Source organism: Kluyvera cryocrescens NBRC 102467 (genome assembly GCF_001571285.1).
GTDB lineage: Bacteria > Pseudomonadota > Gammaproteobacteria > Enterobacterales > Enterobacteriaceae > Kluyvera > Kluyvera cryocrescens.
Genome location: NZ_BCTM01000002.1, coordinates 96817 through 120574 on the forward strand (window position 1 = coordinate 96817; position 23758 = coordinate 120574).

26 protein-coding genes and 3 tRNA genes are annotated in these 23758 nt (G+C 54.4%); 18 read left to right on the forward strand and 11 right to left on the reverse strand.

The window, feature by feature from the left end:
- The first annotated feature begins 6 nt into the window (after positions 1-6).
- Positions 7-543, forward strand: coding sequence for a glycine zipper 2TM domain-containing protein (locus KCR01S_RS02335; RefSeq protein ID WP_061279545.1), 537 nt, complete (start codon positions 7-9; stop codon positions 541-543).
- Between the two features lie 54 nt (positions 544-597).
- Here KCR01S_RS02335 and KCR01S_RS02340 read toward each other — a convergent pair whose 3' ends face one another.
- Positions 598-1236, reverse strand: coding sequence for a TetR/AcrR family transcriptional regulator (locus tag KCR01S_RS02340; protein WP_061279546.1), 639 nt, complete (start codon positions 1234-1236; stop codon positions 598-600).
- Between the two features lie 245 nt (positions 1237-1481).
- On the opposite strand from KCR01S_RS02340, the gene bhsA reads away from it, so the two are divergent.
- Positions 1482-1739: a multiple stress resistance protein BhsA gene (bhsA, locus tag KCR01S_RS02345; protein ID WP_061279547.1), complete on the forward strand. Its 258-nt coding sequence runs from the start codon at positions 1482-1484 to the stop codon at positions 1737-1739.
- A 91-nt stretch (positions 1740-1830) separates the two neighbouring features.
- On the opposite strand, the gene ldtC is transcribed toward bhsA, so the two are convergent.
- Entirely contained in the window at positions 1831-2757 is a 927-nt protein-coding gene (ldtC, locus tag KCR01S_RS02350; RefSeq protein ID WP_061279597.1) for a L,D-transpeptidase LdtC, read from the reverse strand.
- A 167-nt stretch (positions 2758-2924) separates the two neighbouring features.
- Positions 2925-5090: a TonB-dependent siderophore receptor gene (locus KCR01S_RS02355; RefSeq protein WP_061279598.1), complete on the reverse strand. Its 2166-nt coding sequence runs from the start codon at positions 5088-5090 to the stop codon at positions 2925-2927.
- 425 nt (positions 5091-5515) lie between these two features.
- On the opposite strand from KCR01S_RS02355, the gene KCR01S_RS02360 reads away from it, so the two are divergent.
- The 7 genes from KCR01S_RS02360 (at position 5516) to KCR01S_RS02390 (ending at position 12148) form a co-directional block, all read left to right on the forward strand.
- Positions 5516-6337 (forward strand): ABC transporter ATP-binding protein, encoded by an 822-nt coding sequence (locus KCR01S_RS02360; RefSeq protein ID WP_061279548.1) that lies wholly within the window; start codon positions 5516-5518, stop codon positions 6335-6337.
- The gene (locus KCR01S_RS02365; protein ID WP_061279549.1) at positions 6337-7362 is read left to right on the forward strand and encodes a FecCD family ABC transporter permease; all 1026 of its coding nucleotides are present in this window, start codon (positions 6337-6339) and stop codon (positions 7360-7362) included. Before KCR01S_RS02360 ends, KCR01S_RS02365 begins: the two co-directional genes overlap by 1 nt.
- Positions 7359-8411 carry a FecCD family ABC transporter permease gene (locus KCR01S_RS02370; protein ID WP_061279550.1) on the forward strand — a complete coding sequence of 351 codons (1053 nt, stop codon included), beginning with the start codon at positions 7359-7361 and terminating at the stop codon, positions 8409-8411. Before KCR01S_RS02365 ends, KCR01S_RS02370 begins: the two co-directional genes overlap by 4 nt.
- Before the next feature lie 9 nt (positions 8412-8420).
- Positions 8421-9371, forward strand: coding sequence for an ABC transporter substrate-binding protein (locus KCR01S_RS02375; protein WP_420883584.1), 951 nt, complete (start codon positions 8421-8423; stop codon positions 9369-9371).
- The gene (locus KCR01S_RS02380) at positions 9368-10267 is read left to right on the forward strand and encodes a MurR/RpiR family transcriptional regulator (protein WP_167348800.1); all 900 of its coding nucleotides are present in this window, start codon (positions 9368-9370) and stop codon (positions 10265-10267) included. The genes KCR01S_RS02375 and KCR01S_RS02380 overlap by 4 nt, the downstream gene beginning before the upstream one ends.
- 114 nt (positions 10268-10381) lie before the next feature.
- The gene (locus KCR01S_RS02385) at positions 10382-11257 is read left to right on the forward strand and encodes an NAD(P)-dependent oxidoreductase (protein WP_061279551.1); all 876 of its coding nucleotides are present in this window, start codon (positions 10382-10384) and stop codon (positions 11255-11257) included.
- A gap of 18 nt (positions 11258-11275) precedes the next feature.
- Positions 11276-12148 (forward strand): oxygenase MpaB family protein, encoded by an 873-nt coding sequence (locus tag KCR01S_RS02390; protein WP_061279552.1) that lies wholly within the window; start codon positions 11276-11278, stop codon positions 12146-12148.
- 63 nt (positions 12149-12211) lie between these two features.
- Here KCR01S_RS02390 and KCR01S_RS25035 read toward each other — a convergent pair whose 3' ends face one another.
- Complete coding sequence (locus KCR01S_RS25035; protein WP_112205122.1) at positions 12212-12352, reverse strand: hypothetical protein; 141 nt, start codon at positions 12350-12352, stop codon at positions 12212-12214.
- A 248-nt stretch (positions 12353-12600) separates the two neighbouring features.
- Here KCR01S_RS25035 and KCR01S_RS02395 point away from each other — a divergent pair, with 248 nt between their 5' ends.
- The 5 genes from KCR01S_RS02395 (at position 12601) to KCR01S_RS02415 (ending at position 15068) form a co-directional block, all read left to right on the forward strand.
- Positions 12601-12807, forward strand: coding sequence for a glycogen synthesis protein GlgS (locus KCR01S_RS02395; RefSeq protein ID WP_061279553.1), 207 nt, complete (start codon positions 12601-12603; stop codon positions 12805-12807).
- A 270-nt stretch (positions 12808-13077) separates the two neighbouring features.
- Positions 13078-13740: a carboxymuconolactone decarboxylase family protein gene (locus KCR01S_RS02400; protein ID WP_061279554.1), complete on the forward strand. Its 663-nt coding sequence runs from the start codon at positions 13078-13080 to the stop codon at positions 13738-13740.
- Positions 13740-14147 (forward strand): cupin domain-containing protein, encoded by a 408-nt coding sequence (locus tag KCR01S_RS02405; RefSeq protein WP_061279555.1) that lies wholly within the window; start codon positions 13740-13742, stop codon positions 14145-14147. The genes KCR01S_RS02400 and KCR01S_RS02405 overlap by 1 nt, the downstream gene beginning before the upstream one ends.
- Before the next feature lie 107 nt (positions 14148-14254).
- Positions 14255-14593 carry a thiosulfate sulfurtransferase PspE gene (pspE, locus tag KCR01S_RS02410; protein ID WP_061279556.1) on the forward strand — a complete coding sequence of 113 codons (339 nt, stop codon included), beginning with the start codon at positions 14255-14257 and terminating at the stop codon, positions 14591-14593.
- Between the two features lie 157 nt (positions 14594-14750).
- Complete coding sequence (locus tag KCR01S_RS02415; protein ID WP_061279557.1) at positions 14751-15068, forward strand: putative quinol monooxygenase; 318 nt, start codon at positions 14751-14753, stop codon at positions 15066-15068.
- 55 nt (positions 15069-15123) lie between these two features.
- On the opposite strand, the gene KCR01S_RS02420 is transcribed toward KCR01S_RS02415, so the two are convergent.
- From KCR01S_RS02420 to KCR01S_RS02430, 3 genes are all read right to left on the reverse strand, one after another.
- Positions 15124-15200 (reverse strand) — tRNA-Val (locus tag KCR01S_RS02420).
- A 4-nt stretch (positions 15201-15204) separates the two neighbouring features.
- Positions 15205-15281 (reverse strand) — tRNA-Val (locus KCR01S_RS02425).
- Between the two features lie 4 nt (positions 15282-15285).
- A tRNA-Val gene (locus tag KCR01S_RS02430) sits at positions 15286-15362 on the reverse strand.
- A gap of 298 nt (positions 15363-15660) precedes the next feature.
- Between KCR01S_RS02430 and zinT the strand changes: the two genes are divergently transcribed.
- A complete protein-coding gene (gene zinT / locus KCR01S_RS02435) occupies positions 15661-16290 on the forward strand; it encodes a metal-binding protein ZinT (protein WP_061279558.1) in 630 nt (209 codons plus the stop codon).
- Positions 16291-16342: 52 nt separating this feature from the next.
- Here the strand turns inward: zinT and mdtK are convergent, their stop codons facing one another.
- On the reverse strand, positions 16343-17716 hold the full coding sequence (mdtK, locus tag KCR01S_RS02440) for an MdtK family multidrug efflux MATE transporter (protein WP_061279559.1): 1374 nt from the start codon (positions 17714-17716) through the stop codon (positions 16343-16345).
- 251 nt (positions 17717-17967) lie between these two features.
- On the opposite strand from mdtK, the gene KCR01S_RS02445 reads away from it, so the two are divergent.
- Entirely contained in the window at positions 17968-18603 is a 636-nt protein-coding gene (locus KCR01S_RS02445) for a riboflavin synthase (protein ID WP_061279560.1), read from the forward strand.
- Between the two features lie 42 nt (positions 18604-18645).
- On the opposite strand, the gene cfa is transcribed toward KCR01S_RS02445, so the two are convergent.
- Both cfa and punC read right to left on the reverse strand, forming a co-directional pair.
- Positions 18646-19794 carry a cyclopropane fatty acyl phospholipid synthase gene (gene cfa / locus KCR01S_RS02450; protein ID WP_061279561.1) on the reverse strand — a complete coding sequence of 383 codons (1149 nt, stop codon included), beginning with the start codon at positions 19792-19794 and terminating at the stop codon, positions 18646-18648.
- 298 nt (positions 19795-20092) lie between these two features.
- Positions 20093-21286 carry a purine nucleoside transporter PunC gene (punC, locus tag KCR01S_RS02455; RefSeq protein ID WP_061279562.1) on the reverse strand — a complete coding sequence of 398 codons (1194 nt, stop codon included), beginning with the start codon at positions 21284-21286 and terminating at the stop codon, positions 20093-20095.
- Between the two features lie 111 nt (positions 21287-21397).
- On the opposite strand from punC, the gene punR reads away from it, so the two are divergent.
- Positions 21398-22309: a DNA-binding transcriptional activator PunR gene (gene punR, locus KCR01S_RS02460; RefSeq protein WP_061279563.1), complete on the forward strand. Its 912-nt coding sequence runs from the start codon at positions 21398-21400 to the stop codon at positions 22307-22309.
- A 16-nt stretch (positions 22310-22325) separates the two neighbouring features.
- Here punR and purR read toward each other — a convergent pair whose 3' ends face one another.
- Complete coding sequence (gene purR, locus KCR01S_RS02465) at positions 22326-23351, reverse strand: HTH-type transcriptional repressor PurR (RefSeq protein WP_061279564.1); 1026 nt, start codon at positions 23349-23351, stop codon at positions 22326-22328.
- Between the two features lie 294 nt (positions 23352-23645).
- Between purR and cydH the strand changes: the two genes are divergently transcribed.
- Complete coding sequence (gene cydH, locus KCR01S_RS25040) at positions 23646-23735, forward strand: cytochrome bd-I oxidase subunit CydH (protein WP_112205134.1); 90 nt, start codon at positions 23646-23648, stop codon at positions 23733-23735.
- Positions 23736-23758: the final 23 nt, after the last annotated feature.

A 23758-nucleotide genomic window follows, 5' to 3' on the forward strand; every position in this document is an offset into this window, starting at 1 on the left:
AGTCCCGTGAATAAATCGATGTTGGCGGGTATTGGTATTGGCGTTGCAGCCGCACTGGGGGTTGCCGCCGTGGCGAGCATGAACGTGTTCGAACGTAGCCCGCAGTATGCGCAGGTTGTCTCCGCAACGCCAATCAAGGAAACCGTAAAAAACCCGCGTCAGGAGTGCCGAAACGTGACGGTCACACATCGCCGTCCAATACAGGATGAAAACCGCATTGCCGGTTCTGTATTAGGCGCTGTGGCAGGCGGCGTAATTGGTCATCAGTTTGGCGGTGGGCGAGGTAAAGACGTTGCCACTGTCGTCGGTGCGCTAGGTGGCGGCTACGCCGGTAACCAGGCGCAGGGCGCACTGCAGAATAACGATACGTACACGACGACCGAGCAGCGCTGTAAGACGGTGTATGACAAGTCTGAAAAAACGCTCGGTTATGATGTCACCTATAAAATCGGCGACCAGCAGGGGAAAATCCGTATGGATAAAAACCCGGGAAGCCAGATCCCATTGGATAACAATGGCCAGCTTGTACTGAATAAAGCCTAAAAAAGCGTTAGTGTGCTATTCGCCCCTCAATCACTCAGATTGAGGGGCGTTTTTTCATTTCACCGCAATCATCTGCGGCCAAAGGCGCAGGGTGGTTTCGGTTATCTGCATCAGCGTTTCAAAACTTGCCCCTTCGCGGGCGCTAATCGACATGCCCTGCAAAATACAGCCGAGGAATAACGACAGCTCTTTGACGTTTTTCTCCGCTGGAATCTCTCCGCGCGCCTGACGCAACTGCAAGAACTGGCTCAGCGTCTGTTCCTGTACCGCATGGCGGGACTTAATGGTTTTCGCTATCTCTTTTGACGATGCCGCCAGCGCCGCGGAGGTGTTGATCATAAAACAACCTGCGGGCGTGTCTTTGCTGGTGAAACAGGTGGCAACGGCGGTGAAGTAATTCCTTAATGCCTCGACGACCGTTTGCTCTTCGCAAAACAGGCACGCCTCGTTTTTGGAGGCGAAATGGGTGATGTAGTGATCGAGGACGGCGCGGAACAACCCCTCTTTATTGGCGAACTCAGCGTACAGCGTCGGTGCCTTAGCCCCCGTAGCTTCAACCAGATCGGAGAGTGATGTTGCTTCATAGCCATACTGCCAGAATAGCGTCATCGCTTTATCAAGCGCCGCTTCCCGGTCGAATACTTTAGGTCGACCACGGCCTTTTTTCGCGCAACTTTGCGTGTCAGTTGTCATCGTGCCGCCTACCTTAGTCGGTTTTAGTGAACACTCATTATAAAAATAATCGTCGGCAGGGGCTAGCGCTTCTGCGATAAAAATAAATTATGCATATTCATATGAAAAATATATGAATTCTATTTAATTAAACGGTCGTTATAAAAATAGCATTGACGTGTGACGCAGATCTCATTATCATTATCTTATCGATCGTTAAGTTAATAACGTCTGACCTACAAAATTCATCTGCAAAGGTAAAAATCATGAAAAACGTAAAAACTCTGGCCATCGCAGCCGTACTGAGTTCTCTGTCATTTGCCAGCTTCGCTGCAGTACAGGTGCAATCTACTCCAGCCGATCAGCATAAAGTGGGTAACATCGCTGCTTCTGCTGGCCCGAACCTGGAATCCCTGGAGCAGCAGCTGTCGCAGAAAGCCGATGAAATGGGTGCGAAATCCTACCGCATCACGTCGGTAAGCGGTCCTAACGCCCTCCACGGTACCGCGGTAATCTACAAATAAATAAGCGTTAAACCCTCATAATGCTTATGTCACTGCAATAAAAAAGGCCCTGAGCTTAACCCTCTCAGGGCCTTTTCTTTTCGGGTTTTCGTTACATATTCTGCTGCGCAACGTCGTGATGACGGGTGACATCCACCGGCATCCCGGAGCGGATATCCATCACTTTATTCATCACGTCAGCGTCGGTATTCGCTTTCTGACTAAACGCCTGCATGCTGGCATTCAGTACGATAGGCAGGGTCTGTGGATCGTCATCAATATGTTCAGACAGCGGCTGGTGAACTTCCACCAGATGCACACCGTTCGGTTCCACTGAGGCTTTGATCGGGGTATTAATGATATTGACCTTGGTTCCCGGCGTCACTTTATCAAACAGCGCTTTGATGTCGCCATCGCGCAGACGGATACAGCCTGAGCTGACGCGCATGCCGATGCCGAAATCGGCGTTAGTGCCGTGCAGCAAATAAACGCCGCCGTGTGCCGCGAGGCGGATGGCATGGTGACCCATCGGGTTATCCGGACCGGCTGGCATTACCGCCGGCAGGTCGATCCCCTGGGCTTTATAGCGTGCGCGGATGTTGGCCGTCGGCGTCCAGGTTGGATTAGCGCGTTTATCAGAGACCGTGGTTACCATCGTTGGCGTAACGGTTGTTCCACCAAGCTGGCCAATGCCTATCGGATAGACCGTGACGGTATGGGTCCCCGGCGGATAATAGTACAGACGCAATTCTGCCAGATTTAACACAATACCTTCGCGCGGCACGTCCGGCAGCAGGGTTTGCAGCGGGATAGTCAACACGCTGCCCGGGCGGGGAACGTAAGGGTCAACGCCGGGATTAGCCTGTAATAATGCCAGAAAACCGACATTGTATTTTTTGGCGATCGCTTCCAGCGAACCGCCGTTGTTCTCCACCACGTGAAAACGGTTCTCGCCGACCAGACGACTGCCGGCGGGCGGTAACGGCCAGGTGTTAGCGCTGGCGGGCAGCGCGACGCTGGCGACAAGGATAAACCCCATCAGCCAGCGAGAAAATTGCAGAGTCTGTCGTTTCACTCGTATCCCTCAAGGTCGAAAAAATGTTGCTTAAAAGTTAAAGCGACTATTATGCGGAAGGGAACTGTAGGGAAGTGAAGGGCGATTGAAAGAGTATGTAAAGGCGGCCCCAAAGCGGGGCCGCAGGCCCGTCAGAAGGCCATTTTTACCGTGAACTGTACTTCGCGCGGATCGCCAATTTGGTTGCCCAGATTGTTGCTGGCAATAGATGAGGTGTAATAGGTCTTATCAAACAGGTTTTTGACGTTAACCTGCAGGGTGACCGGATACTGAAGCTTCATTTTATACGCGGCAAAGACGTCAGCAACCGCATAGCCCGGCAGATAGTAGTCCGCGCCATTGGTGCCGGAACGACGGCTCAGCGCGTGGCCACCGCCACCGATGGTCAGGGTGTTGCTGTCGTAGACGTTATTAAAGTCATAGGTCAGGAACAGCGAACCGGTATGACGCGGTACGTTGGGCAGTGGCTTGCCCGCATAGTCAGGATCGTCAATGACCTTCGCGTTGGTGTAGCCATAGCTGGCAATGATGTTCAGATTATCGGTCAGCGACCCCGCGACATCCACTTCTACGCCCTGTGATCGTACTTTACCCGCCGTTTTAGCATAGGTTTCATCGCCGATGGTTTCGGTGTACAGAACATTACGCTTATGAATGTCGAAGAAAGTAATGTTCGAAGTCACGCCGTTAAACAGATCGAACTTGGCGCCAACTTCATAGGCGGTCGATTCTTCCGGCGGCAGATCGCCAATGTAGCTGGCAATTGACGATTGTGGCATAAACGACTGCGCGACGTTGCCGAACAACGAGACGCTTGGCGTCAGCTTATAGACCATGCCGAATTTCGGCGTCAGCTTTTCATCCTGGCTGTCGGTATTGACGTTAAACGGACGGCCTTTCCCCGCGTATTGGGTGTAGTACTGGTAGCGTACGCCGGCGACGGCAATCCATTTGTCGGTCAAATAGAGCGCGTCCTGCAGATAGGTGGCGTAGGTTTCCTGTTGAATACGCTGGTCGCTGTCAGAAGCGGAAACACTGGTGCACTTGTCTAACGTACCGTACACCGGGTTATAGATATTAAAACCTTTCACGTTCTTACAGCGGATCATATCGGTACGCAGCAGATCGTAATTTTCGTAAGCGATACCCCCGAGGATTTCGTTGTAGAAGCCGCCAATCACCACGTTGCCCTGTAAATCGGCGCGGGTTGAGTGCATCCGCTGCGTGGAGCCCTGAGTCGCATCTACGCGACGGGTCAGATTGCCGGTCTTCGCATCATAGGCCATCACGCGCGCCTGGTTATCGCTGTATTTATCCTGACTAAAACCGTAGTCAAAACGCGCGGTCCATTCGCTGTTCAGGCGGTATTCCGCGTTCACCTGCGCCAGGTCGGAATCACCATTAGTGACGTTAAAAGGTTCGTCAAAGCGCTCGTTGCGCGGCACGTCAACCGCATGCCCGGTATTCAAATCAAAAATTGTGCCGCGGTCGAACGGCGTATGGTAGCTGCGATGTGACCAGGAGACGTTCACCGTGGCATCATCGCCAAACCAGGTTAAGGAGGGGGCAATAAAGGTGCTGCGTTCCTTACCAAAATTACGCCAGTAATCTTCGTTCTGATATTCCCCCACCAGGCGGTAGGCCAATTGGGTGCCTTCAATCGGACCGGTCACATCCAACTGGCCGGTGCCGCCGCCAAAGCTGCTGGAGGTTGCGGAGATGTCGCCGGAGAACGCGCGCTCAGGGCGTTTGGTCACCACGTTGATAAGGCCGCCCGGATCGAGAATCCCGTACAGCGTTGACGCCGGTCCCTTGAGGACTTCAACGCGTGATGTTGCGGCATTAAAGCTGCGCGGTAACACGGTACGCAGGCCGTTGGTCATGATAGAACCATCGCGGTTCGCACCAAAACCACGACGGGTAAAGGCATCCTGGGTGCCGCCGAGGGTATTGGTTTGTACTACGTTGGCCACGTTATAGAGCGCTTCATCGAGCGAGGTGGCGTGCTGATCTTCCAGCACTTTATCGCTGACGGTATTCACCACCTGCGGAATATCCAACAGCGGCATATTGGTGAGCGTAGCCGTTGCGCTGCTGAGCGGCTGATAGCCGTCGGTTACGGTCTGGTCGGCCTGAGAAGTACCGACGACCGTCATCGCTTCTTCTTTTTTGGTCTCGTCACCGTTTGAGGCCGTTTCCGCCGCCATCAGCGAAGGGGAACTGACCGCCCCCACAAATAACAGTGAAAAAAGTGCGCGCCCGGTTTTTCCCGTGAACGTCGGGGAGAGCTGTGTCATCTGTCTGTTTCCCATGAAAAAACTGCCTTATTGCGGCAGTAAAAAGTGATAAAAGTCATTGCCCTGAATCGCGAAAAAAATCCGTTCACGCCACTCTCTGGCGTTCAGGATGTGTAATTGAGAATCATTCAAACATGCCAAAATGTAGTAGTAAATGCAGCGGGCAATAAATTTATTTCACAGCGAAAGCGTAGGTTATTTTGAGGAAAAAGAACCAAGACAGTGTTATTTAGCATTTGATTTTAATTGGTTTAATTTATTTTCGTTAGCGTGTTGATGGCGCAAAAAGAGCAAAAACCCTATGAAATGAAACGGTAATGTAGCGCTATTGACTACTACATTCCTACGCTGCATGATCAAAAGAGAATGAGATTTATTTAAAGTGCAGAACGATACCACGTCGTTGCGGCCGGAGAGAGAGAAACATGCCACAGCGGCAAGATGCCCCGTTAGAACGCGGAATTGTGCTGGAGTCCCTCAGCGCGGGATACGGCAATCTGCGCATTGTCGACAATATCAGCCTAACCCTTCCCGTGGGCAAAATGACCGTTCTGGCAGGGGCTAACGGATCGGGCAAATCAACCTTACTTAACACTATCGCGCGGATGCTTAAACCGCTGGGCGGCTGCGTGCGTCTGGACGGGCGCGATATTCATCAGCAGCCCACTAAACAGGTGGCGCGCCAGCTTGGCTTGCTGCCTCAGTCGCCGTTGACACCAGAGGGGCTTACCGCCTTTGAGCTGGTTTCCCGCGGTCGCTATCCGTGGCAGGGACTTATCCGGCAGTGGTCGTCGGAAGATGAACAGGCGGTAGAAGAGGCATTACGTTTGACCGGCACGTTAGAATACGCGCATCTCCCGGTCGACAGTCTGTCCGGCGGCCAGCGTCAGCGCTGTTGGATAGCGATGGCGCTGGCCCAGCAGACCGCCACCATTTTGCTGGATGAGCCCACCACCTGGCTTGATCTGCGCTATCAGGTGGAAATTCTCGAACTCCTGCAGCAGCTAACCCGCGAACACGGGCGCACCGTGATTACCGTACTGCACGATCTTAACTTTGCGGTGAACTACGCCGATACGCTGGTATTTATGAAGCAGGGACAGGTGGCCAGCATTGTTGATGAATCGGTGCCGTGCACCCCGGAAATCATCAAACAGGTGTTTGATGTTGATGTGCAGATGCTGCACAACCCACAAACGGGCAAACCGTTGTTCATGCCATTGCGCGCGCGCCAGGAGCCGGGCTGATGGTCGCACACATTCTATTGCCGCGTCGCCGCGCGATGCGCCCGCTGTGGGCGCTGCTGGCGGTGACCGTTTTGCTGTGCGCAGCCGCGGTGATTCATCTTGGCCTTGGGGCTCGTGCCATTGCACCGCGGGTGGTGATTGAGGCATTGCTGCACAACGACCCACGTAATTTTGAGCATCGCATCGTGGTGAGCCTGCGTCTCACTCGCCTGCTGGCCGCGTTGTTGACCGGCGCGGCGCTGGGGGCGGCAGGGTTATTGCTACAAACCGTGGTCCGTAATCCGCTGGGTGAGCCGCATATTCTCGGTCTTAACGCCGGGGCAACGCTGGCGGTGGTCGCCTGTTCGGCAGCGGGTGTCTCATTGGGTGACTGGGGGATAACTCGCCCGCTGACGGCGGCCTGTGGCGCCGCTCTCCTGTTTGGGTTGGTGATGCTGCTGGCAAGCGCCGGACGCGCGGGGGCGACGGCGATGAAAATTACCCTATGCGGTGTCTCGCTGTCGGCGTTTGCCTCGGCGGTCACTGCCGCCATATTGATTCTTGATGAGCAGACGCTACAGGCCATGCGCACCTGGCTTGCCGGGGATCTGGCCGGCGTTTCGCTGTCGACGCTGCAAATTGCCAGCATTCCGGCGCTCGCTGGAGTGCTGTTGGCGGCGTTAATTTCACCGCGCCTGAATATTCTCGCGCTTGGCGATCGCGTGGCCAGCGGGCTGGGCGTGGCAGTGACGCGAACTCGCGTGCTTGGTGTTATCGCGATTGCACTACTCTGTGGCGCGGCGGTATCGGTCGCCGGCCCAGTCGGTTTTATTGGGCTGGTGGTGCCGCATGCAACGCGGCGCTGGGCCGGCCAGGATATCCGTAGCGGCTTGCTGTTAGCGCTCCCCAGCGGCGCACTACTGTTGTTGCTGGCCGATATTCTTGCCCGTTGGCTGCTGGCTCCGCAAGAGCTGGCGACCGGCGTGATGACCGCGCTGGTGGGGGCTCCGGTGTTTATCGCCATTGCCGTGAGGTACTTTAAATGACGCGCGCAGTGGTTAAAGCGGGATTTCTACCGTTCACTATCGGGCCGCTGCGCGTACTGCTGCGCCCACGTTTCATCAAAATCGCAGGCGTCCTGGCGGTGTTTATTGCGCTGCTGCTGGTTTACGGCATGACGCACGGTACGCTGCCGATCCCGTCCAGTGCGATAGGACGGGCGCTTTTTTATCCGGATGCGCTCAGCGCTCAGCAGGTTTTCATCGTGCGTGATATTCGCCTGCCGCGCCTGCTGATGGCCATTTTCTGTGGGGCCATGCTGGGACTTGCCGGCGCGGCGATGCAGTCGATTACCCGCAATGGTCTCGCCGATCCGGGACTCATTGGCGTAAAGGAGGGCACCAGCGTAGTGGTGTTGACGTTGATCCTCCTGTTCCCGTCGCTGAGCCTGACCTGGCGTCCATTGGCTGGCATGCTTGGTGGGGTTGCAGTCGCTCTGTTAGTGGTGGTCCTGGCGCGCGATCTCTCCCGACCGCGCTTTATTTTGATTGGGATCGGTGTTGCCTGGGCGCTGTCGGCGGCGATGGGGCTGTTTGTTACTACCGCGGATATTCGCGATGTCCAAACGGCAATGACCTGGCTTGCAGGCAGTCTGCATGCGGCAACGTGGCCACTTCTGGCGGTGGCCGTGGTCTGGGCACTGCCGGCGGTGCTGATACTGTATTTGACGGCGCGCGCTGCAGACGTGGCGCTAATGGGCAATCAGGTTGCCAGCGGGCTAGGGGTGCGGTTGTCGCGTCTGACGTTGCTGCGGTTTTTTGCCCCGGTGCTGTTAACCGCAGCGAGCGTCTCCTGCGTGGGCAGCCTTGGTTTTGTTGGGCTTATGGCACCGCACATGGCGCGATTTCTGCTCCGCGGTGGCCAGGTGGCGTTGCTCACCGGTAGCGCGTTGGTTGGCGCGCTATTGGTGCTCTTGACCGATACCATTGGGCGGCTGGCTTTTGCGCCATTGCAAATTCCGGCAGGGATTATCATTTCGCTGATTGGCTGCCCGTTCTTTATTTTACTGTTGTGGCGTCGTCGCGACGCGCTGTGAGGAGTAGGGATGACTATGCGTGGCCTTTTGGCTGTTTTCTGGCTGTTTAGCGCGTCGGCGCTGGCGCAAACCCAGGCGTTCACCGATGATCTCGGACGCGTAGTCCAGGTGCCGGTACACCCGCAGCGTATCGTTTCGCTGCACGATCTCGATATTACCATTCCACTGATTGAACTGGGCGTACCGCCGGTGGCTAGCCACGGGCGTACCCGTCCCGACGGCAGCCACTTTCTGCGTTCCAGCGCCCAGTTGACCGGCATTGATTTTGCTAACAGCGATATCCAATTTATCGGCACGGCAGATATCGACCTCGAGGCGGTAGCGGCGGCAAAACCGGATCTCATCATTACCGAACCCAATCGCAATGTGCCCATTGAACAGTTGGCAAAAATCGCGCCCACGGTCAGCATCGATCATCTGCTCGGCAGCGCGCCGCGCATTTACGCCAAACTGGCGCAGTTAACCGGTACCGAAGCACGTCTGGCGGTACTGAATCATCGTTATCAGGCGCAAATCCAGCAGCTCAAACAGACCATCGACACGGCGAAGATCAGCGTTTCGGTGATTCAGGCGAACAATGGCAAAGTTACCGTCCATCATTCTTATCATGCGCTTGGTCGGGTGCTACGCGATGCCGGATTCCGCTTCCCACCGCTTATCGACCGCATACCGGACGGCGAGAGAATTGACGTGAGTGCCGAGCAATTGCCCGAGCTCGATGCCGATTTTGTGTTTGCGACCTGGCGCTCCGATACCGGTGGAAAACCGCAGGATGAACTTAACAACATGGAAAAAGTGATGCCAGGCTGGTGTGATTTTATGCAGGCCTGCCGCAGCGGGCACTACATTTTGCTGCCGCGCGAGGAGGTCATTTCTAACTCCTACGCGGCGCTTAGCCTGCTGGTGGCGGAGGTGCAGTCGCAAATTGCCGGGCGTCCGATTCCTAAGGAGGGCAAATGATTCCCACAGCAGTGCGTAAAGAAAAACGCCGGGTGGATCTGTTGGGTGAGCGTCTGCGCAGTCGCGCAACGCAGCTATCGCCCCGTTTATTGGCGGTGGTGAACTGGATTGACGACAACCGGGAAGCGGTGCTCGATCATACGGCAATGGAGATTGCCGCCGCCACGCAGACGTCAGATGCCACGGTGGTGCGCGCGATCCAGGCGCTGGGTTTTGCCGGGCTGCGCGATTTGAAACAGACGCTTCAGCACTGGTTTGGCCCGACGATCACCTCGTCGGAGAAGATGGCGTCAACGGTGAGTGCCTTGACCAGCGACGTGAACTCCAGTATCGATTTTGTCCTTGAAGGCCATCTTCGCGCCTGTGAAATGCTCGCGAACGCGACCAACCGGTCGGCCATCGCGCAGGCCGTTGCGCTGTTGACTGATGCCCGCCAGGTGGCGCTGTTTGGGATTGGAGCTTCAGGGATCCTCACGGAATACACGGCGCGGCTGTTTAGCCGCATCGGCCTGCCGTCGTATGTTTTAAACCGCACGGGGTTTAGTCTGGCCGAGCAAATTGTCTCCCTGCAGCGCGGTGATGTGCTGATTATGATGGCGCAGAAATCGCCGCACCGTGAAGGGTTGACCACGCTGCGCGAAGCCGCGCGTTTAGGGATCCCTACCATTTTACTGACGCAAGCGACCGATTCGCGATTTAGCGAAATGTCGCAGGTGGTAATTCATGTTCCGCGCGGTGAAAACGGACGCGTACCGCTGCATGGCACGGTGATGGTGTGTCTGGAGATGCTGGTGCTGTCGGTCGCATCGACGGCCTCGCAGCGGACGATTCGTTCGATGAAGCGCATTAACGATCTGCATAAGGCGATTGGTAAATCGGGTGGGCGTAAAGGATAAACGCCGCCACACCTCCTGAGTCGAATCCTAATGTGCTGACTCGATTATCCGTTTGCATTTTGTCCGAATAATCATCAGGCTAGCAAAAACGACCGACTCGATGAGGAAAGTAAAATGAAAGCATCACCCGCGGTAGCGGTTCTGGGATTAGGCGCAATGGGGCACGCATTTGCCGCCAATCTGCTGAAGAAAGGTTTCACGGTTTACGGCTGGAATCGCACGCCGGGGCGCGGCGAAGACCTTCAGAATCAGGGCTTACAGTTGTGTAACGATGCGGCGCTAGCGGTGGAAGATGCGCAGGTGATTATCGCCATGCTGACCGATGGCGAAGCCACGCAAGCCATTATTCGTGCGATTGCGCCGTCTTGCCCGCAAGGGGCGACTTTCTGTCAGATGGGGACCATCGGTATCCAGGAAACGGCGGACGCGATAGCCCTGTTGGCAAGCCTGCGTCCGGATATGCTGTATCTCGACGCGCCGGTTTCCGGCACCAAAGCACCGGCGGAAAATGCGCAGATTCTGGTGATGGCCAGCGGCGATCGCGAACGTGCCCACGCCGCGCAGCAGGTGTTTGACGCCATCTCGCGCGGCACGCAGTGGTACGGTGAGGCGGGGAACAGCCAGAAGATGAAGCTGGTGATTAACGCCTGGCTTATCGCCATGATGCAGGGCGTTGCCGAAAGTATGCAGCTTGCAAAACAGTTTGGCTTTACGCCGGATCAGCTGTGGGAAACCCTGGAAGGCGGCCCGCTGGCGGCGCCTTACGTCAAGGGCAAACTGGAGATGATCCGCCGGGATGATTATGCGCCGCAGATGCAGCTTCAGCACGCTTTAAAAGATGCGCGTTTGGCGTTGGCTAACGCGGCGGAAGGCACAATGCCCATGATGGACAATATCACCCATTTGTGGGCGCAGGCGGCAACAGGTGGCCTGGGAGAGCAGGATTTGGCCGCCGTTTACGCCTGGCTTGATAACGCTTCGCGGGCTTAATCATCATCGGGGGTGGCAATGGAATGGCTACGTCAGCGTATTGAGCGTCAGGTGCTGGGGCTGACCGGCATGGCGCTCAACGAGATTGATTTCGAACATCCACACGGCGACCCAGGGCTTTTTGGCCCGCAGTCGGCTATCTGGCCGGTGCACGGCGATTTTACTTCCATGCTCTGTGGCGGCATCAGCGCATTATTGTTGCAGATGCTGCACCCGCTGGCGTTGGCGGGGGTTTGGGATCACTCTTCATTTCGCGATGATATCTTTGGTCGCCTGCGGCGTACCAGCCAGTTTATCTCCGCAACCACCTTTGCCACCGCCGCCGATGCCGAGCGGTTAATCGACAAAGTGAAAGCGATTCATCTGCGGGTGAACGGCACCGATATTGACGGTACGCCGTATGCAGCAAGCGATCCGCATCTCTTGACGTGGGTACATATTGCGGAGTGCAGTTCGTTTATGGCGTCCCATCTCCGCTATCGGCGTACCGTAGTGACACCGTCACGTCAGGCGCAGTATTTCATTGAATCGGCGAGCATTGCTGAGCGTCTTGGGGCGCGTAATGTCCCTAAGACACCGCAAGCGGTGGCCGAGTATCTGGAGTTGATGCGCCCGCAGCTTCGCTGCGATGAACGCACGCGGGAAGTGGCACGGGTACTGATGACCACCCGGCTGCCGGGTAGGCTAGCGCAGCCTGCGGGAACGATTTTAATGAAAGCCGGTATCGATCTGCTGCCTCCCTGGGCACAAGAGATGTTGGATTTGCGGTTGAGTCCACTTGAGCAAAAAATGGTACACGCTGGCGTACATGCCATCGCCGCGGTGCTGCGGCGATCGGTGCGCAATGGGGCATATCATTGTGCAATGAGGCGGGTCAGGGCTGGGCGGTAATCGTGAAAAAATGGAAATGCATCTCAACAAATAAAAAACCGGCATCGAGCGCCGGTTTTTAGCTTAAATTTTGCAGGCGTCGCCGCAGTCATCGTCAGCGACAATTGCCTGTGCTTTCTTGTCTGCATCGTCCAGACGTTCTGCATTTCGCTCTTGTGCTTCTTCCAGTCCATCAAAGACCAGATTATCGAGATCTATTTCCATTCGTCACCTGTATTCAGATTGTTCTACACTCGTCACAGTATATTGCAAAAATGTTGATTGATGTAGCCGCGAATGACATCAGATGCGATTGCAGCACAAAGCGCGCGTCGATTGCGAGTGGAAATTCTGAAGTGTGATGTGGCGCGCTGCAAAAGCGCACGTTGAGTACAAAAAACAGTCGATAACAGGCGAATACTGGAAACAGGAAAGCATATAACCTTGAAAAACACCGTTTGGAGGGATATGCAATGCAGATACAGGACCCACAGGCTTTAACTAATTTTGATTTTCTGGCCCGCAGTTTTGCTCATATGCAGGCATTGGGCCAGCCTGTCGATATCCGCGCAATAACGGGAAATATGAGCGAGCAGCAGGGCGCCTGGTTTCGGGCACGCTATGAACATTACCGAAAGCAGGCCGCCAGGGCGAAAGAGCAAACGCTAGAAGTGTGTTAATCATTAACGGGCCGTTCGGTTCGTTCTCAACAACAGCGGGCACAGATAGGTGCCCGTTATTATGTCTACCCGATCATCTTTTCACCGCTTACGGTACGCAGCTAACGCACCCTTGTGGGTTTGCTTTCGGCCTGCTTTCTCGCTGATTAATGAAATGATTTCATAGGTCAGTTCTGATTTATCTATCTAATCAAACTCATCTGCGCTCATTATAATTTTCTCATTCATGCAACCAGGCGTGGGATACGCCGGACTCCTGGAGATAATCTGATGCAACACGCACTTCATCAACGTCAGCAGGCAATGATCCCGATTGCCGCCCTGTCGGCGCGCGGCGAGATGGAAAAACTCACGCTCGCTCTCAATGATGGTCTCGATGCGGGGCTCACCGTGAATGAGATTAAAGAAATATTGATCCAGCTTTATGCCTACTGCGGCTTTCCGCGCAGCCTGAATGCGTTGGGCTGTTTTATGACGGTGGTGAATACGCGTAAAGCTGGCGGCATTGACGATAATGAGGGCCCGGTAGCAAACAGGCCTCCGGTCGGTTGGGACAGCCTGACTGCTGGAACGCTAACCCAGACCGCGCTGGTGGGCAAACCGGTAAGCGGGGCGCTTTTTGACTTTGCTCCGGCGATTGATGTTTATCTCAAAGCACACTTGTTCGGCGATATTTTCCAGCGTGACGTGCTGGACTGGTCGGCACGCGAGCTGGCCACGGTATCTGCGCTGGCAGCTATACCCGGGGCGGAGAGCCAGCTTAAAAGTCATTATGCAATCGCGATGAATAATGGTCTTACCGCCGAACAGCTTCACGCTTTTGTCGCGGTGCTGGCCGCGAAATGCCCCGGCGAGATTGCGGCCAATGCCCAGGCGGTACTGGCGCTATTCCTCGATGAAACTCCTCAACAATCAACGGCAACGGAGCAGTAATGAACGAGACATTTGACGGTAACAGCATTTTCCCGCGTGGGGAGAAAAATGAAGCCTACGCGAAATATTTCACCGGCACGAGCTATCTGACCATGCTATCGCGCGAAGGCGTGACAATAGGTAATGTTGCGTTTGAGCCGGGCTGTCGGAATTTTTGGCATATCCATCATCAAGGTGGTCAGATTCTGCTGGTGACCGGCGGCCGCGGTTGGTATCAAGCCTGGGGCGAACCGGCGCGTGAGCTGAAAACCGGCGACGTGGTGAATATCCCGCCTGGAACCAAGCATTGGCATGGCGCGGCGCACGATAGCTGGTTTGCCCATATTGCGGTAGAGGTCCCGGCGCCAGGGGCATCAAATGAGTGGCTGGAAGCGGTGAGCGACGAAGAGTATCAGCAGCTGCCGTAACGTTCGCTATCGTCTACGCCCCAAGTCATGCTTTTGTGTTTTGCATCGCCGTAACCCTACGATAAATACGCCTATAATGCGTAATGTATCCACAGGAGAGGAAAACGATGTTAACCCCGGTTCAATTACTCAAAAATGCCGTCTTTGCTGGCGCAGTGTTTATGACATCAACAGCGGTGTGGGCCGCTGAGCACTGGATTGATGTGCGTACTCCCGAGCAGTTTCAGCAATCACACGTGCAGGGCGCGGTGAATATTCCGTTGAAGGACTTGTCACAGCGTATTGGCGAAGTCACCCAGGATAAAAACGACACGTTATATCTGTACTGCAATACCGGTAACCAGTCGGGCAAGGCTGAAACGCTGCTACAGAAAATGGGCTATAAAAATGCGGTCAACGAAGGCGGCTTAAAAGACGTTGAAAAGAAAACCACGTTAGTTAATTAGTTTGCCCCCGCACGTATCAATACACTTTTCACGCTAAACCCCAGAGTCTCAGACAGGTTGGCAGCGGTTGGCACAAACGCCCGCACGCTGCTAGCCTGAATCATTCAGGCTCTGGATTTTTTGTCTCAGGGCATCATCAATACCGCAAGGATTTCCAATGAGTGAAGTGAAGATTGTTGCCACATTAACGCCATTTCCTGAACATATCGATACTATCCGCAAAGCGGCGCAGGCCATGGTGCCATTGACGCACCAGGAAGCGGGATGTCTGCAATACGATCTGCATGAAAGCCGGGCGATCCCCGATGTTCGCGAGCTGGCGAACGAAGGTGCCGTCTCATTTGTGTTTATTGAGCGCTGGAAATCGGAACAGGATCTGGTGAAGCACGTTGCGATGTCATATCACGACGATTTTCTGGCAACGCTGGATGGCAAACTTGAAGGTATTAGCGTTCAACGCTTGACGAAACTGTAAGAATGCAGGGGATTTAAGCGAGAAGGGAAGAGATAGCACCATACCTGAAAAGATATGGTGCGTCCGAGTGGACTCGAACCACCGACCCCCACCATGTCAAGGTGGTGCTCTAACCAACTGAGCTACGGACGCATAATGGTGCGTTTAATTGGACTCGAACCAACGACCCCCACCATGTCAAGGTGGTGCTCTAACCAACTGAGCTATAAACGCATAATGGTGCGTTCGATTGGACTCGAACCAACGACCCCCACCATGTCAAGGTGGTGCTCTAACCAACTGAGCTACGAACGCATTGTTGCTTGCGGCAACGGGGACGAATATTAGCGGCAGACACCGGTTGTGGCAAGCGGAAAATGTTTGATTTCACGCGACTGGAGAACTTTTGCCCATCTCTGCCGTCTTTTCCTACAATGAGGGGGATTTCATTGATCTCTCTCGCTTTTACCTACCTCGCTATGCATGTCGTTTTGCCATAATCCATACCGAAGACATTTTGGCGTCCATTGTTGCAGTATGAAATGTTATGTTATAACATTTTACACCTAATGTATCGGATAAGGATAAAACGCGGGTGAAATATTCAAGCAAAATGGCGGTTGTGATAATGGCATTACTGGGCTGCGGTCAGGCGTTAGCGCATGGGCACCACGATCACGGAACGCCATTGACGGAGGTTGAACAAAAAGCGGCAGAGGGTATTTTCACTCTCAAGGATGTCAAAGATCGCCCACTCGCCGATTGGGAAGGCGTTTGGGAATCGGTCAATGGCTATTTGCTGTCCGGAGATTTGGACCCGGTATTCCGCCAGAAAGCGGAAAAACAACCGGGGAAAACGTTCGCCGAAATCAAGGAGTACTACCGCAAAGGCTATGCCACAGACGTCAATATGATTGGCATCGAAAACGGCGTGATGGAGTTTCACGTGGGTGACAAGGTGAGCACCTGTGAGTATCGATACAGTGGGCATAAAGTGCTGACGTATGTATCGGGAAAGCAAGGCGTCCGCTATCTGTTTGAGTGCCAGCAGGCTAACACCGGGGCGCCAAAGTACGTGCAATTTAGCGACCATATTATTGCGCCGCGTAAATCTGCGCATTTCCATATTTTTATGGGCAACGAGTCACAGGAAGCACTGCTGGCGGAAATGGATAACTGGCCAACCTACTATCCGTACCAGTTGACCAAGCAGCAGGTGGTTGATGAGATGCTGCATCACTAAGATGTGGTGGTATAAGCCCGGTGACGCGTTGCCACACCGGGCTTTGCAGAGATTAACGCGCAGCGCGTTGCAAAATAACGGCCGCCGGTTGGCGCTGCAGGAAGCGCATACGCAGCATCATCAGTATCGCTGCCGACGTCAGGCCAATAATAAAGCCCCACCAGAAGCCCGCAGGACCCATTCTCTCCACGACCAGATCGGTCAGCGCCAGAACATAACCGCACGGCAGCCCCAGCACCCAGTAAGCGATAAAGGTAATAAAGAAGATCGAACGCGTATCTTTATAACCACGCAGAATACCGCTGCCGATAACCTGCACCGAATCGGAAATCTGGTACAGCGCCGCCAGTAACATTAGCTGAGCGGCCAGCGTGACGACTTCAGGATTATCGTTATACAGCAGAGCAATGTGCGTACGCATCACGGTAGTGAAAATGGCGGTGCACATCGCCATGCAAATCCCAACGCCAAGGCCGGTACGTGCGGAAACCTGCGCATCGGGCGTGGAGCCTTGTCCAAGGCGATAGCCAACGCGGATGGTTACTGCTGCGGCCAGCGACATTGGTAGCACGAACATCAATGAACTAAAGTTCAGCGCGATTTGGTGCCCTGCGACATCGACAATCCCCAATGGTGAAACCAGCAGGGCCACCACGGCAAACAGTGTCACTTCGAAGAACAGCGCCAGCGCAATAGGCAGCCCCAGGGTGGTCAGACGTTTGAGAATCGCCGTATCCGGGCGGGCAAAACGCTCCTTATTACGGATGTCGCGCATCGAACCGGCATGACGAACGTAGTAAAACATGCTGAAGAACATCACCCAGTAAACCGAGGCCGTTGCGACACCACAGCCCACGCCGCCGAGTTCCGGCATGCCAAAATGACCGTAGATAAAGATGTAGTTCACCGGAATATTGACCAGCAGGCCGATAAAGCCCATCACCATGCCAGGCTTGGTTTTAGCCAACCCTTCGCACTGGTTACGCGCGACCTGGAAACAGAGATAGCCGGGCGCGCCCCACAGCAGCGCGCGCAGGTAGCCTACGGCTTTGTCCGCCAGCGCTGGGTCAATATTATGCATTGAGCGAATAATGTAGCCCGCATTCCACAGCACGACCATGATCAGCACTGAGACAAATCCCGCTAGCCAGAAGCCCTGACGTACCTGCTGAGCGATACGATCGCGACGACCTGAACCGTTGAGCTGGGCGATAACCGGGGTCAGGGCCAGCAGCAAACCGTGGCCGAATAGAATGGCCGGCAGCCAGATAGAGGTACCAATCGCGACCGCGGCCATGTCGGTGGCGCTGTAACCACCGGCCATAACGGTATCGACGAATCCCATTGCCGTTTGGGCTACCTGCGCAAGGATAACCGGGATAGCCAGAGATAATAACTGACGCGCTTCGACAAAGTACTTCTGCACGTTAACACCTGTCTTGTTGTTATTTATTCTCGCCGTACAGCGGGTACGGGAGACAGAAAAGCCGCCTTAACCGGCAGCGAGAAGAATAAATAGAGGAATTGCTCCAATATTGTAGCGAGGATTTGCTATTAATCTAGTCAAAAAATGAGAGGCTGGTCGTGGAAGGTAGCAACCTGTTTTATCAACTGCTATTGTGCGTAGCAGATGAATCGGTAGACGTACCGAAATAATGATTAACAGGAGTTAACTGCATGTTCACTGGTATTGTGCAGGGCACGGCAAAAATCGTGTCCATTGATGAAAAACCGAACTTCCGCACCCACGTGGTTGCGCTGCCGGAACACATGCTGGCAGGGCTGGAAACCGGCGCATCAGTCGCCCATAACGGCTGCTGCTTAACGGTGACGGAAATTAACGGTGACCAGATTAGCTTTGACCTGATGAAAGAGACGTTGCGCATCACCAACCTGGGGGATGTGAAAGTAGGGGACCTGGTCAACGTTGAGCGCGCGGCGAAATTCAGCGATGAAATTGGCGGGCACTTAATGTCTGGCCATATTATGACCACCGCTGAAGTGTCAAAGATCCTGACGTCTGAAAATAATAAGCAGATCTGGTTTAAAATTCAGGACCCGGCGCTGATGAAGTATGTCCTGTATAAGGGCTTTATCGGCATTGACGGTATCAGCCTAACGGTAGGGGAAGTGACGGCAACCCGTTTCTGTGTTCACCTGATCCCGGAAACGCTGGAACGTACTACGCTGGGTAAAAAACGTCTGGGCGATCGCGTGAACATTGAAATTGACCCGCAAACGCAGGCGGTCGTGGATACCGTGGAACGCGTGATGGCGGCAAAAGATGCAGCGGCTCAGGCTGCGACAGAATAATAGGCAAAAACGCCCGCGCCAGAACGGCGCAGGCGTTCATCACTAGCGCGCAACGCGCAGACCTTGCTCCACTCCGCGTGAGAACATCACCTGCCAAAGCTGGATATCCCGGGCCCGGAAGGCGCCTGCACAGGCGTTGAGATAATAGCTAAACATCCGTTTGAACCGTTCAGAATAGTTGTCGGCGATTTCAGGCCAACTGGCAACAAAACGGTCATACCAGGCCATCAGCGTCGTATCGTAATCAGCGCCGAAATTGTGCCAGTCTTCCATCACAAAATGTGGCTCGCTGGCGTGCGCAATCTGGCGCACCGAGGGTAAACAGCCATTCGGGAAAATATACTTATTAATCCACGGGTCGACGTTATTGTCGGTTTTCTTCGAGCCAATGGTATGCAATAAGAACAGACCATCAGGTTTTAAATTACGGTCGACGACGGAAAAATAGGTGTCGTAGTTTTTCGGCCCAACGTGCTCGAACATCCCAACGGAAACAATGCGGTCAAATTGAGCGTGCAGATCGCGGTAATCCTGGAGCAGGATCTCTACGTCCAGCCCTTCGCAGCGCGCCTGGGCAAGCTTTTGTTGCTCAGCGGAAATGGTGACGCCTTTCACGCTAACGCGGTAGTTTTTCGCCATATACGCCGCCAAACCGCCCCAACCGCAGCCAATATCCAGCACCTGCATGCCCGGTTGCAGCTGTAGTTTCTGGCAAATCAGTTCGAGCTTGGCTTCCTGGGCTTGTTCCAGCGTTTGCGCATCTTTCCAGTAACCACAAGAGTACTGCATATAGGGGTCAAGCATACGGCTGAAGAGATCGTTGCCGAGATCGTAGTGCTCTTTCCCGACCTGCCAGGCGCGTTTACGGCTTTGCAAATTGAATAACCGCGCGCCAGCAATACGCAGCGTATCTTTAAAGTGATGGGGGAGTTGGTTTTCTAATCCGGCGCGCAGCACCTGGTCGAAAAAGATATCCAGACGGTCGCATTCCCACCAACCGTCCATATAGCTTTCGCCAAGGCCTAATGAGCCTTCTTGTAAGATACGTTTGAATAAATGCGGATTTCTGACCTGAATATCGCAGGGAGCGCTGCCGTTAATTTCAATACCTGCTCGGCTCAGCAGTTCGCTAACGATACGATACCAGTCATCATCCGGTACGCTTACTTCTTCTATACACGATGAGCTCATAGCTTCTCCATCCCGACCTGATGATCAGAACCTTAAAACAGCGTAGACGCTTTTTTCTGGTTGTGAGAAATGTCACGAAAAATTCGTGAGCCTGCTATCCGACGTAGCATAGGGAAAGGGAAGAACCCCCTCGCCGAAAACCTGTCCGTGGTTTAACGGGAAGCATCCTGCCGCCGCTCAATAAGTCCAATGTATATTAATTATGTGATGCCGATCCAGTATAGGACGCTAAGTTTGTTGATTCAACAAAAAATCTTAGCGTCCTAACGATATGCCATAGCATTGATATGCGTGATAATTACGCGTGGGAAGTGGAGCGTTTAGCCGTGCATTCGTCAACTCGAGCTGCCCGTTGCATGATGTAGCCAATCGCGGCCAGCAGCACGGTGACCAGCATCACGCTGGTGGTGGTCAGCAGCGGCGTGGCGATAAGCGTTGATACGGCAAGGCTTGCCAGGAAGCACAGACCCAGCTGTAGCGTATTTTGCAGCGCGGCCGCACGGCCAGTGGCCTGCGGGAAAGGTTTCAACGCTTGCGCAACCACAATCGGGTAAATCGCACCGTTGGCGATAGCCATCACGCAGAATGGAATCAGTAGCGCAGTTAACGAGGCATTTTCCATCAAACCGACAGCCCAGGTCGCAATGACGCTCACGCCGAACACGACCAGCAGCCACGGCAGAAGCTGCGAGCCCTGCCATTTTTGCAGCGCTGCCCGGCAGCCATAACCCCCGATCAGGAAGGCAATGGTCTGCGGCACGTAGCTCAGTCCGATGACGGTTGGGCTATAGCCCATTTCGTGCAGAATAAACGGTGAACCGGTCAGCCAGGCGAAGAAGCTGGCGGAACAGGCTGCATAAATCAGCACGTTGCCACGATAATCTTGACTGCGCAACAGGCGCCAAAACGTCAATTTCTCTTCACTGGCGGCATGCTTGTGGTGCGCAGGTTTCAGACGCAGCGCAGGCAGCATCAGGACCAGAGTGATAATGAAGAGGGTGGCGAAAATGGCCTGCCAGTCGAAATGAGCGAGCAGCCAACTGCCGAGCAGCGGAGCCAGCGCAGGAGAAAGCCCAACCAGCGGCATGATGGTGGCAAAAATACGATTGGTGCGCTGCGGCGGATAGTAATCGGTCACCATCGCCTGCCAGGTGACGGCGGCGGCGCATACCCCGACGGCCTGGACAAAACGCAGCACCAGCAGGGTAGTGCCATCGCGTACCCACAGCATGCCGAGGCAGCCAATGGCGAAAATAGCTAAACCGATCAGCAGAATTGGCTTACGGCCATAGCGATCTGACAGCGGTCCCCACAGGAGCTGCGCGACGGCGAAGCCTGCGAGGAACAGACTTAAGCTGGCGCTGACGGCGGATGCCGGCGTTTGCAGGTCTTCCTGAATAGCAGCAAAGGCTGGCAGATACATATCGGTTGCCAGAAAGCCCAGCACGCTGAGTCCCGCGAGCCAAACTAAAAATCCTTTCCCAGGTTGCATAAATCGCCCTTTTTATCGTGAGTAAACAGTTTCGCCGAGTGTAGTGAGTGCAATAGCGGTTGTGAAACGCTAATATTTGAGTCATGGATTCAAATTTTTTGCAGGCAGAAAATGTGGTCTGAATATTCTCTGGAAGTGGTTGATGCGGTCGCACGCAATGGTAGTTTTAGTGCCGCAGCGCAGGAGTTGCACCGGGTGCCTTCGGCAGTCAGCTATACGGTGCGTCAGTTGGAGGATTGGCTGGCCGTTCCGCTATTTGAACGGCGCCATCGGGACGTTGAGCTTACCCCTGCTGGGGCGTGGTTTTTAAAGGAAGGCCGCTCTGTCATCAAAAAAATGCAGATCACCCGACAGCAGTGCCAGCAGATTGCAAACGGCTGGCGCGGCCAGTTGGCGATTGCCGTCGATAACATCGTCAAGCCGGAGCGTACCCGTCAGTTAATTGTCGATTTCTATCGCCATTTTAACGATGTCGAACTGATTGTCTTCCAGGAAGTGTTCAACGGCGTGTGGGATGCGCTCGCGGACGGACGTGTGGAGCTGGCGATTGGTGCAACTCAAGCAATTCCGGTCGGCGGTCGCTTCGCGTTTCGCGATATGGGGATGTTGAACTGGCATTGCGTGGTCGCCAGTTCCCACCCCCTGGCAAAGATGGACGGTCCACTGAGTGACGATGTGTTGCGCAACTGGCCATCGCTGGTGCGCGAAGACACCTCGCGTTCGCTACCTAAGCGCACGACCTGGCTATTGGATAACCAAAAAAGGGTGGTAGTGCCGGACTGGGAGTCCTCGGAAACCTGCATTTCAGCGGGGCTGTGCGCAGCAATGGTGCCCGGTCATCGGGCGCAGCCGTGGCTCGATAGCGGGGAATGGGTGGCGCTGACGCTGGAAAATCCTTTCCCGGATGCGGCCTGTTGTCTGACGTGGCAGCAAAGCGAGGCATCGCCCGCGTTGAGCTGGTTATTAGAGTATTTGGGCGACAGTGAAACGTTAAACGAGGAGTGGCTGCGGACGCCTGTGTAGGCGTCCGTTGAGATCATTAACGGCGATAGTCGCGATACGGGCCATCGGCCACGGAGCGACGTTCGATAAGGCGCGGATGTACCTCGATCGACTGCGACTCCTCACGTTTGCTAACGATGCGGTCCATTAACATGTTAAAGGCCGTTTCACCCAGCGAGTCTTTTGGCTGGTGAATGGTGGTTAGCGCTGGCGTGAAGAAACGGGAGTTGCGCACGTTATCGTAGCCAATAAGCGAAATGTCCTGCGGCACGCGCAGCCCCATTTCATCAGCGGCACACAGCGCCCCCATTGCCATCACATCGCCACCACAGAAGATCGCGGTAGGGCGCGGATGCTGAGACAAAATTTGCTGCATGGCGCGATAACCCGATTCCGGCTCAAAGTCGCCCTGCACAATCCAGCTCGCCGGGACGTTGATCATCGCTTCTTCCATCGCCTTCATAAAACCGGCCAGACGACCTGCACCGGTGTTACGCTCCAGCGGGCCTGGGATCACGCCAATGTCGCGATGGCCACGCTCGATGAGGTAACGACCCGCCATGTAGCCGCCTTCAAAGGCGTTATCGATGACCGAATCGGTGAAGTCAGCTTTGGCTTCGCCCCAGTCCATGACCACCATTGGGATATGACGATACTCTTCGAGCATCGTCAGCAGGGACTCCGGGTACTCGGAGCACATGACCAGCAGGCCATCCACGCGCTTTTGCGCCATCATAGACAAATAGGCGCGCTGCTTTTCCAGATTGTTCCACGCGTTACCCAGAATCAGGGTATAGCCTTTCTCAAAGCAGTTTTTCTCAACGGCTTCGATGATCTCGGCAAAGTAGGCGGCCTCGCTGCTGGTGGCCAACAAACCAATCGATTTGGTGTGGTTGACTTTCAGGCTACGGGCAACGGCGCTCGGTGAGTAATGCAGCTCTTTAATAGCCGCCCACACGGCTTCGCGCGTGTCTTCTGCGACGAAACGCGTTTTGTTAATTACATGTGATACGGTTGTAGTGGAAACGTTTGCGCGCTTCGCTACATCTTTAATTGTTGCCATTCCATCTCACTCCAGACCCTGGCCTGCCCCTGATAAAATCGAAAGGAAAACGTTTGCCTTCACACACCCTGGCACAATCTTGATGATTGTGGTTCGCCGGGAAAACGATACAGGACGACAGGAGGGGGTCAATGGCCGGTACGCTTATAAATAAGCGTCGAATTTTGACTTATCCTGGCGCAAAGTGGAAGAGCAAAAACCAACATCCTGCTAAATCTGTGAAGATTTTTACGATTAACTGTGCAAAAATGATTAAACGCAGTTTTACTGTGGTAATCAAAAGGAGAAAAATTGATGAGTACCGATCTTAAACTGTCTCTCTGCACGACCGTTATTGCGCTGGCTCTGATCGTCGCCGCCGGTTTTACCGCTGTTTTGCATTAATTCCCCTGTGAGGGAGCGTCCGC

Coding starts and splice junctions, on each gene's coding strand:
- KCR01S_RS02340 (WP_061279546.1), bottom strand. CDS start 1,236: ATGACAACTGACACGCAAAGTTGCGCGAAAAAAGGCCGTGGTCGACCT.
- bhsA (WP_061279547.1), top strand. CDS start 1,482: ATGAAAAACGTAAAAACTCTGGCCATCGCAGCCGTACTGAGTTCTCTG.
- ldtC (WP_061279597.1), bottom strand. CDS start 2,757: ATGGGGTTTATCCTTGTCGCCAGCGTCGCGCTGCCCGCCAGCGCTAAC.
- KCR01S_RS02355 (WP_061279598.1), bottom strand. CDS start 5,090: ATGACACAGCTCTCCCCGACGTTCACGGGAAAAACCGGGCGCGCACTT.
- KCR01S_RS02360 (WP_061279548.1), top strand. CDS start 5,516: ATGCCACAGCGGCAAGATGCCCCGTTAGAACGCGGAATTGTGCTGGAG.
- KCR01S_RS02365 (WP_061279549.1), top strand. CDS start 6,337: ATGGTCGCACACATTCTATTGCCGCGTCGCCGCGCGATGCGCCCGCTG.
- KCR01S_RS02370 (WP_061279550.1), top strand. CDS start 7,359: ATGACGCGCGCAGTGGTTAAAGCGGGATTTCTACCGTTCACTATCGGG.
- KCR01S_RS02375 (WP_420883584.1), top strand. CDS start 8,421: ATGACTATGCGTGGCCTTTTGGCTGTTTTCTGGCTGTTTAGCGCGTCG.
- KCR01S_RS02380 (WP_167348800.1), top strand. CDS start 9,368: ATGATTCCCACAGCAGTGCGTAAAGAAAAACGCCGGGTGGATCTGTTG.
- KCR01S_RS02385 (WP_061279551.1), top strand. CDS start 10,382: ATGAAAGCATCACCCGCGGTAGCGGTTCTGGGATTAGGCGCAATGGGG.
- KCR01S_RS02390 (WP_061279552.1), top strand. CDS start 11,276: ATGGAATGGCTACGTCAGCGTATTGAGCGTCAGGTGCTGGGGCTGACC.
- KCR01S_RS25035 (WP_112205122.1), bottom strand. CDS start 12,352: ATGGAAATAGATCTCGATAATCTGGTCTTTGATGGACTGGAAGAAGCA.
- KCR01S_RS02395 (WP_061279553.1), top strand. CDS start 12,601: ATGCAGATACAGGACCCACAGGCTTTAACTAATTTTGATTTTCTGGCC.
- KCR01S_RS02400 (WP_061279554.1), top strand. CDS start 13,078: ATGCAACACGCACTTCATCAACGTCAGCAGGCAATGATCCCGATTGCC.
- KCR01S_RS02405 (WP_061279555.1), top strand. CDS start 13,740: ATGAACGAGACATTTGACGGTAACAGCATTTTCCCGCGTGGGGAGAAA.
- pspE (WP_061279556.1), top strand. CDS start 14,255: ATGTTAACCCCGGTTCAATTACTCAAAAATGCCGTCTTTGCTGGCGCA.
- KCR01S_RS02415 (WP_061279557.1), top strand. CDS start 14,751: ATGAGTGAAGTGAAGATTGTTGCCACATTAACGCCATTTCCTGAACAT.
- zinT (WP_061279558.1), top strand. CDS start 15,661: ATGGCGGTTGTGATAATGGCATTACTGGGCTGCGGTCAGGCGTTAGCG.
- KCR01S_RS02445 (WP_061279560.1), top strand. CDS start 17,968: ATGTTCACTGGTATTGTGCAGGGCACGGCAAAAATCGTGTCCATTGAT.
- cfa (WP_061279561.1), bottom strand. CDS start 19,794: ATGAGCTCATCGTGTATAGAAGAAGTAAGCGTACCGGATGATGACTGG.
- punC (WP_061279562.1), bottom strand. CDS start 21,286: ATGCAACCTGGGAAAGGATTTTTAGTTTGGCTCGCGGGACTCAGCGTG.
- punR (WP_061279563.1), top strand. CDS start 21,398: ATGTGGTCTGAATATTCTCTGGAAGTGGTTGATGCGGTCGCACGCAAT.
- purR (WP_061279564.1), bottom strand. CDS start 23,351: ATGGCAACAATTAAAGATGTAGCGAAGCGCGCAAACGTTTCCACTACA.
- cydH (WP_112205134.1), top strand. CDS start 23,646: ATGAGTACCGATCTTAAACTGTCTCTCTGCACGACCGTTATTGCGCTG.